13 protein-coding genes are annotated in these 14,619 nt (G+C 71.8%); 9 read left to right on the forward strand and 4 right to left on the reverse strand.

Going from position 1 to position 14,619, the window contains the following annotated elements; genetic code table 11:
- The first annotated feature begins 38 nt into the window (after positions 1-38).
- From BN159_RS40535 to BN159_RS40565, 7 genes are all read left to right on the forward strand, one after another.
- Positions 39-839 carry a crotonase/enoyl-CoA hydratase family protein gene (locus tag BN159_RS40535; RefSeq protein WP_015662884.1) on the forward strand — a complete coding sequence of 267 codons (801 nt, stop codon included), beginning with the start codon at positions 39-41 and terminating at the stop codon, positions 837-839.
- Positions 840-850: 11 nt separating this feature from the next.
- Complete coding sequence (locus BN159_RS40540) at positions 851-1,792, forward strand: Zn-ribbon domain-containing OB-fold protein (protein ID WP_015662885.1); 942 nt, start codon at positions 851-853, stop codon at positions 1,790-1,792.
- On the forward strand, positions 1,789-2,832 hold the full coding sequence (locus BN159_RS40545; protein WP_015662886.1) for a thiolase domain-containing protein: 1,044 nt from the start codon (positions 1,789-1,791) through the stop codon (positions 2,830-2,832). The genes BN159_RS40540 and BN159_RS40545 overlap by 4 nt, the downstream gene beginning before the upstream one ends.
- Entirely contained in the window at positions 2,829-3,995 is a 1,167-nt protein-coding gene (locus BN159_RS40550) for a thiolase domain-containing protein (protein ID WP_015662887.1), read from the forward strand. Before BN159_RS40545 ends, BN159_RS40550 begins: the two co-directional genes overlap by 4 nt.
- A gap of 94 nt (positions 3,996-4,089) precedes the next feature.
- On the forward strand, positions 4,090-4,332 hold the full coding sequence (locus BN159_RS40555) for a DUF397 domain-containing protein (protein ID WP_015662888.1): 243 nt from the start codon (positions 4,090-4,092) through the stop codon (positions 4,330-4,332).
- A 151-nt stretch (positions 4,333-4,483) separates the two neighbouring features.
- Positions 4,484-5,389, forward strand: a complete 906-nt coding sequence (locus BN159_RS40560; RefSeq protein ID WP_015662889.1) for a universal stress protein — start codon at positions 4,484-4,486, stop codon at positions 5,387-5,389.
- A gap of 144 nt (positions 5,390-5,533) precedes the next feature.
- Complete coding sequence (locus BN159_RS40565) at positions 5,534-6,031, forward strand: hypothetical protein (RefSeq protein WP_015662890.1); 498 nt, start codon at positions 5,534-5,536, stop codon at positions 6,029-6,031.
- Positions 6,032-6,039: 8 nt separating this feature from the next.
- Here BN159_RS40565 and BN159_RS40570 read toward each other — a convergent pair whose 3' ends face one another.
- Positions 6,040-7,992 (reverse strand): N-acetylmuramoyl-L-alanine amidase, encoded by a 1,953-nt coding sequence (locus BN159_RS40570; protein WP_015662891.1) that lies wholly within the window; start codon positions 7,990-7,992, stop codon positions 6,040-6,042.
- 289 nt (positions 7,993-8,281) lie between these two features.
- Complete coding sequence (locus BN159_RS40575; RefSeq protein ID WP_015662892.1) at positions 8,282-9,421, reverse strand: aminoglycoside phosphotransferase family protein; 1,140 nt, start codon at positions 9,419-9,421, stop codon at positions 8,282-8,284.
- 253 nt (positions 9,422-9,674) lie between these two features.
- Here BN159_RS40575 and BN159_RS40580 point away from each other — a divergent pair, with 253 nt between their 5' ends.
- Positions 9,675-11,165: a DNA-binding protein NsdB gene (locus BN159_RS40580; protein ID WP_015662893.1), complete on the forward strand. Its 1,491-nt coding sequence runs from the start codon at positions 9,675-9,677 to the stop codon at positions 11,163-11,165.
- A 30-nt stretch (positions 11,166-11,195) separates the two neighbouring features.
- Here the strand turns inward: BN159_RS40580 and BN159_RS40585 are convergent, their stop codons facing one another.
- Positions 11,196-12,620 carry a PP2C family protein-serine/threonine phosphatase gene (locus BN159_RS40585; protein ID WP_015662894.1) on the reverse strand — a complete coding sequence of 475 codons (1,425 nt, stop codon included), beginning with the start codon at positions 12,618-12,620 and terminating at the stop codon, positions 11,196-11,198.
- A gap of 457 nt (positions 12,621-13,077) precedes the next feature.
- On the opposite strand from BN159_RS40585, the gene BN159_RS40590 reads away from it, so the two are divergent.
- Positions 13,078-13,491: an SsgA family sporulation/cell division regulator gene (locus BN159_RS40590; RefSeq protein ID WP_015662895.1), complete on the forward strand. Its 414-nt coding sequence runs from the start codon at positions 13,078-13,080 to the stop codon at positions 13,489-13,491.
- Between the two features lie 10 nt (positions 13,492-13,501).
- Here the strand turns inward: BN159_RS40590 and BN159_RS40595 are convergent, their stop codons facing one another.
- A complete protein-coding gene (locus BN159_RS40595; protein WP_015662896.1) occupies positions 13,502-14,599 on the reverse strand; it encodes a baeRF3 domain-containing protein in 1,098 nt (365 codons plus the stop codon).
- Between the last annotated feature and the right edge of the window lie 20 nt (positions 14,600-14,619).

Consider the following 14,619-nt stretch of genomic DNA (forward strand, 5'->3'; position numbering starts at 1 on the left):
CATGAGGGCTCACGAGCGCTCCAGAGGGGAGACGGGCGATGGGTGGAACCGAACACCTCACCGTGCGGCGCGAGGGCGCCACACTCGTGCTCACACTCAACCGGCCCGAGGCCAAGAACGCGCTCTCGCTGTCCATGCTGGTCGGCCTGTACGACGGCTGGACCGAGGCCGACGAGGACGACTCGGTCCGCTCGATCGTGCTGACCGGCGCGGGCGGCGCGTTCTGCGCGGGCATGGACCTCAAGGCCCTGGCGGGCCGGGGCATGGCGGGTGAGCAGTACCGCGACCGGCTCACCGCCGACCCGGACCTGCACTGGAAGGCCATGCTGCGCCATCACCGCCCCCGCAAACCGGTGATCGCCGCCGTCGAGGGCTACTGCGTGGCCGGCGGTACCGAGATCCTCCAGGGCACCGACATCCGCGTCGCCGGTCAGAGCGCGACCTTCGGCCTCTTCGAGGTCCGGCGCGGACTGTTCCCCATCGGCGGCTCCACGGTCCGGCTGCAACGCCAGATCCCGCGCACCCACGCCCTGGAAATGCTCCTCACCGGCCGCCCCTACAGCGCCCGCGAGGCCGCCGACATCGGCCTCATCGGCCATGTCGTGCCCGACGGCACCGCCCTCGCCAAGGCCCTGGAGATCGCCGAGCAGATCAACGCCTGCGGCCCGCTCGCCGTTGAGGCCGTCAAGGCATCCGTGTACGAGACCGCCGAGCTGACCGAGACCGAGGGCCTCGCGGCCGAACTCAAGCGCGGCTGGCCGATCTTCGACACCGCCGACGCCAAGGAAGGCGCCCGCGCCTTCGCCGAGAAGCGCCCGCCCGACTACCGGCGCCACTGAAGGAGACCGGCATGCCCGAAGTCCTCAAAGCCCCGCTCGTCGTCGAGTTCCCCTTCACCCGCTCCCTCGGGCCCGTCCAGAGCGCCTTCCTCACCGGACTGCGCGAACAAGTCCTCCTCGGCGTGCGCACCACCGACGGCCGCACCCTCGTCCCGCCCGTCGAGTACGACCCGGTCACCGCCGAGGAGATCCGCGACCTCGTCGAGGTGGCCCCCACCGGCACCGTCACCACCTGGGCCTGGAACCACCAGCCCCGCCGCGGCCAGCCCCTGGACACCCCCTTCGCCTGGGTCCTGGTCCGCCTCGACGGCGCCGACACCGCCCTCCTGCACGCCCTCGACGTCCCCGGCCCCGACGCCGTGCACACCGGCCTGCGCGTCCGCGTCCGCTGGGCCGAGGAACGCACCGGCGCCATCACCGACATCGCCTGCTTCGAGCCGTACGACGGTCCGGAGGCCCAACCCGGCGGCCACACCGGCGAGTTCGAGGACCCGGTCACCGGCATCGTCGCCCCCGCCCGCCTCGACTACGCCTATACACCCGGCCGCGCCCAGACCGCCTACCTCAACGCCCTCGCCGAACAGCGCAACGTCGGCGAACGCTGCCCGTCCTGCCGAAAGGTGTACGTCCCACCCCGGGGCGCCTGCCCCACCTGCGGCGTCGCCACCTCCGAGCAGGTCGAGGTCGGCCCGCACGGCACGGTCACCACCTTCTGCATCGTCAACATCAAGGCGAGGAACCTCGACATCGAAGTCCCCTACGTCTACGCCCACATCGCCCTCGACGGCGCCGGTCTCGCCCTGCACGGCCGGATCGCGGGCATCCCCTACGACCAGGTCCGCATGGGCCTCAGGGTGGAACCGGTGTGGACCGAGGGCGCCCGCTACCCCGACCACTACCGGCCCACCGGTGAACCGGACGCGGACTACGACACCTACCGGGAGCTGCTGTGACCCGCGACATCGCCGTCGTCGCCTTCGCCCAGACCGACCACCGGCGCACCACCGAGCACCTCTCCGAGGTCGAGATGCTGATGCCGGTCCTGCACGAGGTCCTCGACCGCGCAGGCCTGAAGACCGCCGACATCGGCTTCACCTGCTCCGGCTCCAGCGACTACCTGGCGGGCCGCGCCTTCTCCTTCACCCTCGCCCTCGACGGCGTCGGCGCCTGGCCCCCGATCTCCGAGTCGCACGTCGAGATGGACGGCGCCTGGGCCCTGTACGAGGCCTGGACCAAGCTCCTCACCGGCGACGCCGACACCGCCCTCGTCTACGCCTACGGCAAGTCCTCACCGGGATCGCTGCGCGACGTGCTCACCCGCCAGCTGGACCCGTACTACGTGGCACCCCTGTGGCCCGACTCCGTCGCCCTGGCCGCCCTCCAGGCGCAGGCACTCATCGACGCGCGCGAGACGGACGAACGAGAGTTGGCGACGATCGCCGCCCGCAGCCGCTCGACCGACAAACCGCACGCCCAGCTACGAGGCCCGGTACCGCACGGCGACTATCTCGTACGCCCCCTGCGCACCGGCGACTGCCCGCCGATCGGCGACGGCGCCGCCGCCGTGATCCTCGCCGCCGGTGACCGCGCCCGGGACCTGTGCGCCCGCCCCGCCTGGATCCGCGGCATCGACCACCGCATCGAGGCCCACTCCCTCGGCGTCCGCGACCTGACCGACTCGCCCTCGGCCCGACTCGCCGCCGAGAAGGCGGGCGCCTTCGACCGCCCCGTCGACACCGCCGAACTGCACGCACCCTTCACCGCCCAGGAGGTCGTCCTGCGCAAGTCGCTCCGCCTCGACGACCGCGTGCGGGTGAACCCCTCCGGCGGCGCCCTCGCCGCCAACCCCGTCATGGCCGCCGGACTGATCCGCATCGGCGAGGCCGCAGCCCGCATCCACCGCGGCGACTCCGACCGAGCCCTCGGCCACGCCACCTCCGGCCCCTGTCTTCAGCAGAACCTGGTCGCCGTACTGGAAGGGGACCCGCGATGAGCAAGGAACCCGTGGCCGTCGTCGGGATCGGCCAGACCAAGCACGTGGCGGCGCGCCGGGACGTGTCCCTCGCCGGGCTCGTGCGGGAGGCGTCCCGGCGGGCCCTCGACGACGCCGGGCTGACCTGGGCCGACATCGACGCCGTCGTCATCGGCAAGGCGCCCGACTTCTTCGAGGGCGTCATGATGCCCGAGCTCTACCTGGCCGACGCTCTCGGCGCGGTCGGCAAACCCATGCTGCGGGTCCACACCGCGGGCTCGGTAGGCGGCTCCACCGCGCTCGTCGCCGCCGGGCTCATCGCCTCCCGCGTCCACGGCACCGTACTGACCTGCGCCTTCGAGAAGCAGTCCGAGTCCAACGCGATGTGGGGCCTGTCCCTGCCGATCCCCTTCCAGCAGCCCCTGCTCGCCGGAGCGGGCGGCTTCTTCGCCCCGCACGTCCGCGCCTACATGCGGCGCAGCGGCGCCCCCGACACCGTCGGCTCCCTCGTCGCCTACAAGGACCGGCGCAACGCCCTGAAGAACCCCTACGCCCATCTCCACGAACACGACATCACCCTGGAGAAGGTCCAGTCCTCGCCCATGCTGTGGGACCCCATCCGCTACTCCGAGACCTGCCCCTCCTCCGACGGCGCCTGCGCCATGGTCCTCACCGACCGCGCCGGAGCCGCGCGCGCCCCCCGCCCGCCCGCCTGGATGCACGGCGGCGCGATGCGCAGCGAGCCGACCCTCTTCGCGGGGAAGGACGCGGTCTCCCCGCAGGCCGGCAAGGACTGCGCCGCCGACGTCTACCGGCAGGCCGGCATCGCCGACCCGCGGCGGGACATCGACGCCGTCGAGATGTACGTGCCGTTCTCCTGGTACGAGCCCATGTGGCTGGAGAACCTGGGCTTCGCCGCCGAGGGCGAGGGCTGGAAGCTCACCGAGTCCGGGGTGACCGAACTGGACGGGGACCTGCCGGTCAACATGTCGGGCGGGGTCCTGTCGTCCAACCCCATCGGCGCCTCCGGCATGATCCGGTTCGCCGAGGCCGCCCTCCAGGTGCGCGGACAGGCCGGGGAACACCAGGTGGCGGGCGCCCGCCGGGCCCTCGGACACGCCTACGGCGGCGGATCGCAGTTCTTCTCCATGTGGCTCGTCGGCGCCGAGCCCCCCGACTCCTGAGAGCGCTCGGCAAAGGTCCCCCTCACGTGGCCTGTCGGCGCCCCGGACCGAAAGCTAGGCTGGCCGCGGACGACGAACCGGGAGGAGCACGGACGTGGCCGAGAGCACCATCCAGCAGCAGCCGCTCATGGGTTGGGACAAGCCGGAGCTGGACCTCAGCAGCGCCGAGTGGCACTCAAGCAGCCGCGGTCTGGGGGACGTCCAGATCGCCTTTGTCGAGGGCTTCATCGCGATGCGCAACAGCGGCCGCCCCGAGAGCCCTTCCCTGATCTTCACACCCGCCGAATGGGGCGCCTTCGTCTCCGGCGCCCGCGAGGGGGAGTTCGACCTGACCTGAACCGCGCCCGCCGGAGCCGGTCCGGCGGGCCGAACCGGGGGTGTTCCGACCGTATTTCCGGACACGCGACCTCCAGCACCCTCCCGGAACCGGGGCCTGAGCCAGGCTGACCCGGGGAGGGCGACGGTCGTCTTCGGGAAGCGAGGAACCCATGAGCACCCTGCCGGTGATCGCGGCGGTCGACGGTTCGGACGACAGTCTGCGGGCCCTGGACTGGGCCCTCGCCACCGCCCGCGGACGCGAGGCGCCCCTGCGGGTGGTCCATGTGCGACAGTACGCGGCCTGGATGCAGCCCGATGTGCTGGTGGCGGGCCCGCCCGAAGGGGCCGACGACGCGGTGCTCGACCAGGCCCGCGCCCACCTCGACAAGGTGCCGGACGGGCCCGAGACCGAGTACGTCCCGCTGGACGGCTCCCCGAGCGCCGTACTCCCCGAACTGGGCACCACAGCCCAGCTGTTGGTGCTCGGCTCGCGCGGCCGGGGCGGCTTCGCCAGCCTCCTGCTGGGCTCCAACAGCCTGGCCGCCGCACGCGACGCCGAGTGCCCCGTCGTGGTGGTACCCCGGCCCGGACGCGAGGTCCACGACGCACCGCCGACCGCACCCGGTCCCAGAGTCGTGGTCGGCCTCCAGGTCGACAGCCCCGACGACGCCACCCTCGACTTCGCCTTCGCCGAGGCCGCCCGCCGCGGCGCCCGCCTCCAGGTCGTGGCCGCCTACGCCTGGCCGGTCCACGTATGGGCGGCCGCCCCCGCCCCGATCCTGCCCCCACCCATCGAACAGGAGCCCATCGAGAACGAAACCCGAGCCCTGGCCGAGGGCTTCCTGGCCCCCCACGAGTCCCGCTACCCGAACGTGAACACCGAACCGTACGTGGCCCCCGGCGACGCGGCAGGCCACTTGGTCGCCGCCTCCAAGAACGCCGACCTGCTGGTCGTAGGCCGCTACCGCCGCCGCCTCCTGGCACCGACCCGCATGCTGGGCTCGGTGAGCCACGCGGTACTGCTGCACGCGGCAAGCCCGATCGCGGTGGTACCACCGACGTCAGGTGACGAGTAAGGGGGACTTCTCCCACCTAGGGGCGCGGGGCTGTGTCGATGTGCGGTTCCGCCGCGTGGGCGCGACAAGCCACGACGTACCCGCACCCGCCAGACGGCACAGGGCGGCACCCCCGTTACGCGCACGGCCAAGTAGCATGGCGGCATGTCGTTCCTCCGCCGCCGCAGCGCCACCCCCGCCGGGCCCGACTTCGACGTCCTGGCCATGGATCCGGGCGACTGGCCCGGCAATCTCGGCGCCGGCCTGCTCCCCGCCCCCGACGGCAGTTGCCAGGGAGTCTTCCTCCGCTACGACCTCTTCGGCGGCCGCGGCCCCGCGATGATCATCGGCAACCTGCCCGAGGGCTCCCCGGCCCGCGACGTCGCCGAGGGCGAGATCCCCTTCGAGGTGGCCCAGCTGCTGCTGGCCCTGGAGAACGATGAGGAGATCACCGTCGTCGGCACCGAGGACGTGCCGGTGATGCAGGGCGACAACCTCCTGATCGTGCGCCGCCTGAAGCTCTCCGAGGGCCGCATCTCCTGCGTGCAGTTCGACCGCAGTGACAACGTCCTGGTGACCATCGCCGCCTGGGACCGTCCCATCACGGACGACCTGTACGCCCTGCTGAAGCCGCTCCCCGCGGAGCTGTTCCAGCAGGGCTGAGGCGGCGGCTACCCGGCCGCGGGCACGACCGTCACGTCCGCGGCCCGGACGAAGCCCACCCGGTGGCCGTACTGGATCTCGTAGTACAGGTCCTTTCCGGTCACCACCCGGTGCGAGGCCGTATCGAAGGTCACCGCGTAGTAGTACTGCCCGGGCACCTTGTCCCCGACCACGTACTTCTGCCCCTGCGGCAGCCGGTACGGCAGCGGCGACACCGGCTGTGCGGGCACCCCCGCCGGATAGGCGGATGCCTCCGGGTAGGCCCGCCCGTACACCGGGACACTCTCCAGGCCGTCCTTCGCCGTCACCACCAGCCCGGTCGCGTTCACGGCCGTCGGCTTCTTCGCCGGGTTGTGGAACCAGGCCTTCTGCCCCAGGTACCAGATCGCCGTCCAGTCCCCGTCCCGCCCCGCGACCGCGTACTGCTGCCCGGTGGACACCCGGGACGACAGGTCGTTCACGCCGATGGACGGGGTCGTCCCGAGGCCGATGTCCTTGATCAGCGGGTACGACGTCCCGGGCCCGGAGTACAGCCGTACCGCGCTCGAACCATGGGCCGGGCAGGGGCTGCCCGCGGTCGCGCAGCCCGTGTACTCGGGCTGGTGCTCGGCGTAGTCCGGGCGGATCGTCACGACGCCGCCCTTCTTGCCGGCGGTCGGCTCGAACGGGCGGTCCAGCAGGTCGAAGTAGTGCGCCCAGTCCCAGTACGGGCCCGGGTCGGTGTGCATCGTCCGGACCGTCGCGGTGGTCGGGCCCGGCACCGTGTCATGGCCGAGGATGTGCTGCCGGTCCAGCGGGATGCCGTAGGTGCGCGCCAGGTACTTCACCAGCCGGGCCGAGGAGCGGTACATGGCCTCCGTGTACCAGGCGTCCGGGTTCGCCAGGAACCCCTCGTGCTCCAGGCCGATCGACTTGGCGTTGACGTACCAGTTGCCCGCGTGCCAGCCCACGTCCTTCGCCTTCAGGTGCTGGGCGATGTGGCCGTCCGTGGAGCGCAGGGAGTAGTTCCAGGACACGTACGTCGGGTCCTGCACGAGGTCGAGGACACCCTCCCAGGCGCCCTCGGTGTCGTGGACGACGATGTACTCGATGCTCTGGGACTCCGGCCGGTTCCCCAGATCGTGGTTGCCGTAGTCACCGTCCCCGAACTCCTCGTACGGCGCCGGGATCCACTCGCAGGACACCGACGCGGGGCACTCCGTCTCCCCGGCGGCGGCAGCACGCAGCCTCGCGCCCGCCAGGGTGCCGGTGTCGGCCGCCAGCTCCGGCTGCGCCGCCAGGACGACCCGCTGCCCGGCGTCGGTGAACCGCTCGCCGCCGGTCCGCATGACCTCGTAGACGTCGTTGGCGTACGCCGCCGCGGTCGCCCGGTCGTCGGCGCCCGAGAACAGCGCCACCGCGCCGTACCAGTCCGCGGGGTCCGCGCTCATCGGCTCGCCCAGTTCCCGCTGCGCGGCCGCGAGCAGCGCGGCACCGCCCGCCACATTGGCCGCCGGGTCGGTACGCAGCCGCTGCGGGCTCTGCCCGGTCAGTTCCGCGGCCCTCGGCAGCGTTCGCAGCCGCGCCGGAAGATCCTTGGTGTCCGGGATCCGCTCCTCGGGGACCAGCGCCGCGCGGGCCTGGTCACCGCGGGCGTCCTCCGCGCCCTCGCTGTGATGGGCCGCCCCGGCGAGCGCGGTGCGGGCGTCGGTCAGATGCATCGGGCCGTAGCCGCCGGTCACACTCGGCGCTCCGGCGTGCGCGTCCCAGCGGGACTGGAGATAGGAGACGCCCAGCAGCACACTGCGCGGCACGCCGTACTCGGCGGCGGCCGAGGAGAAGGCAGACTGGAGGGCCTGTGCGGACGACTGGGTCGGGGAAGAAGGGGCCGCGCCGAGCAGTGGGAGTGTCAGGGCGGCGGAGGCCACCGGACCGGCGGCTCTCTTCGCTGCTCTCTTCAGGGCGGTGACGGATCGTCGCAAAGCAGCCTCCTGGGACGGTCGGGCGCGATGAGCCGTGCGGGGCCGGGCATTGCGTCCGTGGTACCGGCCTGCCGACGATCCGTCAATCATGCCCAGGGACTGGTGAATTCCCTTGTCAACCGGGGTTCCCGGGAGTTTCGCGATGACGCCTTCCGGGCCTGCGGGGCGTCAGAGGCGTATACCTGTCGAAGTCGAACGGGACGGGATGCAACCGGACATGTGCGGGGCCGCGCATACGAAGATCCGCGGTGCGCCGCTGTTCAGGGCGCACCGCGGACCACCGTCCCCGTCAGCGAGTACCGACCGCGGCGCGCACGGCCCGGCGGGCCAGCTGGCAGTCGTCGTGCAGCCGCCTGAGCAGCAGGCGCTGTTCCTCGCCGGACGGCGCAGCACCCGGGTGGGCCGTGCCCGGTGCCGCCGGGGCCGTGTCGTGCATGGAACGCTGCACGGCCGTCTCGTAGGTACGGATATCCCGGGTCAGGACGAGCATCAGGTTCACCAGGAACGCGTCCCGTGCGGCCGGGCCCGACGACTGGGCGATCTGGCTGATCTGTCGACGCGCGGCCGGTGCGTCCCCCAGGATCGACCACAGGGTGGCCAGGTCGTATCCCGGCAGGTACCAGCCTGCGTGCTCCCAGTCCACCAGCACTGGACCGGCCGGTGAGAGAAGGATGTTCGACAGCAGTGCCTCGCCGTGGCAGAACTGGCCCATGCCCTGCCGGCCCGCCGAGTGCGCGATGCCGTGCAGCAGCTTCTGGAGGTCGCCCATGTCCCGGTCGGTGAGCAGCCCCAGCTCGTGATAGCGGGAGATGCGCGCCGGATAGTCCAGCGGCGCGTCGAAGGTGCCCGCGGGCGGCCGCCAGGCGTTCAGCCGGCAGATCGCCGCCAGCGCCGCCCTGACGTCCGCGCGGGGCGGGGCCTCGGTCGGGTGCCGGTGAAGTGCCGCGACCCGTCCCGGCATCCGCTCGATCACCAGCGTGCAGTTGTCCGGATCCGCCGCGATCAGCCGGGGCGCCCGCACCGGAGGGCGGTGCCGGACGAACGAGCGGTACGCAGCTATTTCGTGCCGGATCCGCTCCGCCCAGACGGGGGAGTGGTCCAGTAAACACTTGGCGACCGCCGTGCTGCGTCCGGTCGTCCCCACGAGGAGCACGGACCGCCCGCTGCGCCGCAGCACCTGGACCGGGGCGAACTCCGGGCAGATCCGGTGCACCGACGCGATGGCCGTACGCAGCTGGGCGCCCTGAGGGCCGGACAAGTCGAGTCTCCCGCTGAGCGGTTGGGTGCCGATCCCCGCGGCACGCCGCGGCCGGCCCGCTCCGAGGGCGGGGGCCGCCGAGCGGGCGGGGTCGAGGTAGGGGCCGCTGCCCGCCGGGCGGGGGTGCAGGGTCCGGGGCGGGGCGGACACGGAGGACGATGCTGCGTACATGGGCGAAACAGATCCCTTCGTGTGCCTGCAATGCCTGCTCAAGCGCAAACGCCTACCCGGCCCGGTCGCCCGGTGCACCCTGGGGAATGCCCCGTTGTGGAGAGCGGCGACCGGGTCGGGGTGGCGCGTTCCTACCTGACACCCGTTGCCCAGTGGCACACCATCTGGCGCACCCTGGCGAACCCTGGCGAATAGTCGCCCGGCAACTCTCACCGGGCTACTGTCAACTCAGCCGAGAACCTGGGGGCTTGACGTGAACGGACAACCCAACACCCGCCTCGCGGACCTGTTCGGCCTGGCCGGCTGGTCCAAGGGCGAACTCGCGCGGCTGGTCAACCGGCAGGCGGCGGCCATGGGCCACCCCCAGCTGTCGACCGACACCTCGCGGGTGCGGCGTTGGATCGACATGGGAGAGATCCCGCGCGATCCGGTGCCGCGGGTGCTGGCGGCTCTGTTCACCGAGCGACTCGGCCGTGTCGTGACCATCGAGGACCTCGGTCTGGTCCGGCACGGGCGTGCGGGGAAACGGCAGGGCGACGGGAACGTGGAACATCCCGACGGCATGCCGTGGGCGCCCGAACGGACAGCTGCGGTCCTCACCGAATTCACGGGAATGGACCTCATGCTCAACCGACGCGGCTTGGTGGGCGCGGGTGCCGCGCTCGCCGCGGGATCCGCACTCAGCAGCGCCATGCACGACTGGCTGCACACCGATCCGACTCTGAAGGCCGACGCTCCCCGACTCGACGATCCCCTGCACGCCGACCCCGCTGGGTTCGACCGCTACGAGGCCGCCCCCATCGGGTCGCAGGAGATCGAGGAACTGGAGCGCTCGGTGGAGGTGTTCCGCGCCTGGGACGCGGCCCGCGGTGGCGGGCTGCAACGCAAGGCGGTGGTGGGACAGCTCAACGAAGTGGGCGGCATGCTCGCCTACCGGCACCCCGAACACCTCCAGCGGCGCCTGTGGGGCGTCGCCGCCAATCTCGCCGTACTCGCGGGCTGGATGTCGCACGACGTCGGCCTGGAGCCCACGGCCCAGAAGTACTTCGTCATCGCCGCCCACGCGGCCCGTGAGGGCGGCGACCGGCCCCGCGCCGGGGAGGCGCTCTCCCGAGCGGCTCGCCAGATGGTGCACCTCGGCCGGCCCGACGACGCACTGGACCTGATGAAGCTCGCCCAGTCCGGCTCCGGCGTCGAAGTGCTGCCGCGGACCCGGGCGATGCTCTACACCATCGAGGCCTGGGCGCAGGCTTCCATGGGCAAGGGCCAGGCGATGCGCCGCACCCTCGGACAGGCGGAGGACCTGTTCGTCTCCGACAAGGGCGACGTACCGCCCCCGAGCTGGATGCAGACCTTCAAGGAGGAGGACCTGTACGGCATGCAGGCCCTGGCCTACCGCACGCTGGCGGAGTTCGAGCCCACCGCGGCCGCGCACGCCCAGCACTACGCGGAGAAGGCCCTGGCGCTGCGGGTCGACGGGCGGCAGCGGTCGAAGATCTTCGACTTCCTGTCCATGGCCTCCGCCTGCTTCATCGCCGACGACCCGGAACAGGCCGACCGCTACGCGCGACTGGCACTGGTGTCGATGGGATCCAACTCCTCCCACCGCACCTGGGACCGGCTGCGCCAGATGTACCGGCTGACCGCCGAGTTCTCCAGCTACCCGAAGATCCATGAACTGCGGGAGGAGATCAAGCTGGCCCTGCCGAAGACCGCAAAGGGCGGGAGCACCGCACGGGCATAGGGGGCCCGTGCGCTGGATCCCGCACAAGGATCAGGACGTCACCCTGGCGATCAGCACGCAGGCGTCGTGCTCGCGCTCGGTCGCGCCGAACTCCTCCACGACCATCCGTACGCAGTCCTGTGCGGTGTGCGCCGCGTCGAAGCGCGGGGCCAGGTCGAGGAGACGGTTCACCGGATCGGTGTCGCTGTGCCCGGACACCAGTGCGTCGGTGTGCAGGAGGAGCAGATCTCCGGTCTCCAGGGTCACTTCGGCCTGATCGTAGGCGGCACCGGCCGTCGCGCCCAGCAGGACGCCGTTCGGTGACCGCAAACGGCACCCCGTCCCGTTGCGGAACAGCAGCGGGGCGGGGTGTCCTGCCTGTGCCCAGACCAGGGCGCGAGTATCGGGCCGGTAGCGGCAGCAGACCGCGCTGCCGAGGGCGGGTTGCACGGTGGCGTCGAGCAGCTGGTTGAGCCAGGACATCAGCTGCCCCGGTTCGGTGCCGGCCATCGCCATTCCGCGTACGGCACCCAGCAGGGTCGCCATGCCCGAGGCCACGGCGACGCCCTGTCCGGTGAGGTCGCCGACGCTGAGCAGCGTCTCGCCGCCGGGGAGTTCGAGGGCGTCGTACCAGTCGCCGCCGATCTGGGAGCCGATCGCGGAGGGCAGGTGGTGGGCGGCCAGGTCCAGAGTCCGCGGGCCCTGGTGCGGGAGCCGCAGGGCGCCGCGCCACGGCGGCAGCACGGCCTCGTGCAGCTCGACCGCCAGCCGGTGCTCGGTGTGCGCCCGGTGCCGCTGGCGCTGGAGCGAGTCACGGGTCTCGCTCACCGCACGCTGGCTGCGGCGCAGTTCGCTGACGTCCCGCAGCACGGCCCACATGGCGGCGGTGCTGCCGTCGGTACCGAGCACGGGCTCGCCCATCATGTGGACGGTGCGCACCTCGCCGCCGGGGCGGACGACGCGGAACTCCCCGTCGATCGGCTTGGCGTCGACGAGGCAGTCGGTGACCATCGCCGTCAGCCTCGGACGGTCCTCGTCGAGTACCAGGGAGGGCAGTTCGTCGAGGGTGAGCGGGGGAGCGGCGGGGTCCCGGCCCAGGATCTGGTAGAGCTCGCCGGACCAACTCGCCTCGTCCGTGAGGAGGTTCCACTCCGCGCTGCCGACCCGGCTGAGCAGTGAGCCGCCCGGGGCGGGCGGTACGGACTCGGCGGCGGGCGTCGCCGGTGCGGTGGGCACCGGCGGCGGTCCCTCCCGCAGCTGGGCCAAGTGGGCATCGAGGTCGTCGAGTTGGGTCAGCGCGAGATCGCACAGCGCGCGCTGCCAGCGCTCCTGCGGGTCCGAACCGTCACTCGGCGTGTCCCGCCGTACGGCGTCCATCTCGCCCTTGAGCCGGCGCGCCTGCGATATCAGGGCGTCGACCGAGCCGCGTCCGGGCGGCTGGGCGGCTGGGCGGTCCGCGGAGAGATGGGACGGCATGACGCACTCCGGTGAAGGGAACGGTACGACGAAGATGACGGAGGGACCGTTACGACTGTTGCACAGGCCGCGACGCGCTGTAAGGGATTTGGCAACACACGATACGGTGGTGCTTCTGGTATATGCCACAGTCTTCACGGGCGGGTCGTGCGGGGCGAATGGTGTACGTCGCCGGGCGGTCAAGTCGTAGGCCGCGTACGTGATTTGAGGCTGCGGCCGGGCGACGATCGGGGGCCCACGCCTGTGTTCGACGACAGTGCGTTCGGATACTCTCTCGCTCCCCGAGGAGACTTCGGGTGGGTTCGCTCAAGTCGGAGGCGAAATACCCCTTCTGTTCGTGACGCAGGTCACGTGAGAAATTCCGGCTCCGGTGTAATGCGAGCGGAGTCTGAGAGGTCCTTAAAGACGTGCCGGCCACTCCTGGCCGACCGCAGTATCGACCACGGGGGAGACAGCTATGGACATCACCTTGGAGCAGCCAGCCCGTGCTCGTCTGATCACCGCCGATGAGCAGGAACTGCCCGCGTCCGCCACGCTCCGCTACAGCTCGGCCGATCCGCTGGCCGTGCACATCGAGTTTCCGGCCGAGGTCTCCCTGGACGGGGAGTGCGTCACCTGGACCTTCGCCCGGTCGCTGCTGGCGGAGGGGCTGCGCGGACCGGCCGGGGACGGGGACGTGCACATCTGGCCGTGCGGCCGGGCCCGCACGGTGCTGGAGTTCCACTCGCCGTACGGGCTGGCCCTGTTGCGGTTCGACAGCTCCGCCCTGCGCCGTTTCCTGATGCGCAGCCATGCCGTCGTCGCGGTCGGCCAGGAGGATGTCGGGTCGGCCGTCGACGAGGGGCTGAGCGCGCTCTTCGGAAGCGTCTGACGGGCGCGGCTCAGTACCGCAGGATGCCCGCGATACCGGTCGCGTCGCCCAGTGTGCCGTCCGGTACGAAGCGGACGTCGGCGCCGGTCTCCAGGCACTGCTCGACGATCTCGTCCACGATGTCCTCGCGGGCGTCGAGATCACCGCTCGTCGCCGGGATCAGATGGTCGCCGGCGTTGTCGCGGACGGTCGCGCGGTAGTTCTCCTCGACCGCCAGCAGCCGCACCCGGCCGTCGCGGGCGTTCTGCCAGACCTCGTCGAGACCGGCTGCGTACGACCTGCGGCCCCGGGCCGTCTCCAGCTCCCGGGCGACCGTGTCGACGGTCTTGCGGCCGTCCGCCTCGACCATCGGCCGCACCGCCTGCCACACCGCCTCCGGGCTGGCGTCCGACAGACCGCCGTGGCGGACGTGGACGGCGTCGTTCGTGACGCTGCCGACCTCGTCCAGCAGCGACAGGGCCGCCGTCTCGCCGGTGACGTAGAGCGGGCGCGGATCCTCGCGCAGCAGTTTCCCGATCGCGGTGTCGGCCTCCCGCAGGAAGTGCCGGGTGGCCTCGTCGCGGAAGGTGCTCGGCCGGTCGCCGATCCGCTCCTGGTGCTCGGCGTCGAAGTTGTCCAGGGTCCGGGTCAGCGGGAAGCCGCCGATCTGTTCCTCGGCGACCCGGTCGCCGCCGCCGTTCCACAGCGTGACGCGGTCGGCGGAGACCGACAGCACCCAGAACGGACGCTCGGCGGCCTGCGCCGAGACCAGGTTGCGGGTGAGGAAGGTGTCGGAGAGGACCACGCGTTCGGGGACCGTGCGGGCCAGTGACCACACCTGGTGCTCACCCGGTGCGGCGAAGATCACCAGGCCGTCCTCGGCGTGCGCCAGATCCACCTCGGTGAGCGCTTCCTCCAGCTGCCGGACGACATCGATCCGGCGCTCCCGGCTGACCGCGGGATCCGCCTCCAGTTGCTTCTTGGCGTCGGCCACGACATTGCGCAGCCGGACCGGGTCCTGGGTCTTCTCGGGCTCCCTGCGGTGTGTCGGGGTCAGGACGGACACCGCGGGATACGGGCGCGGGCGGCGCAGCTCGGCGAGCGTGGCGGGACTCAGTGCATGCTCCATGACAGCACGATAGGACTGTT

Source organism: Streptomyces davaonensis JCM 4913 (assembly GCF_000349325.1).
In the GTDB taxonomy this organism is placed as follows: Bacteria; Actinomycetota; Actinomycetes; order Streptomycetales; family Streptomycetaceae; genus Streptomyces; species Streptomyces davaonensis.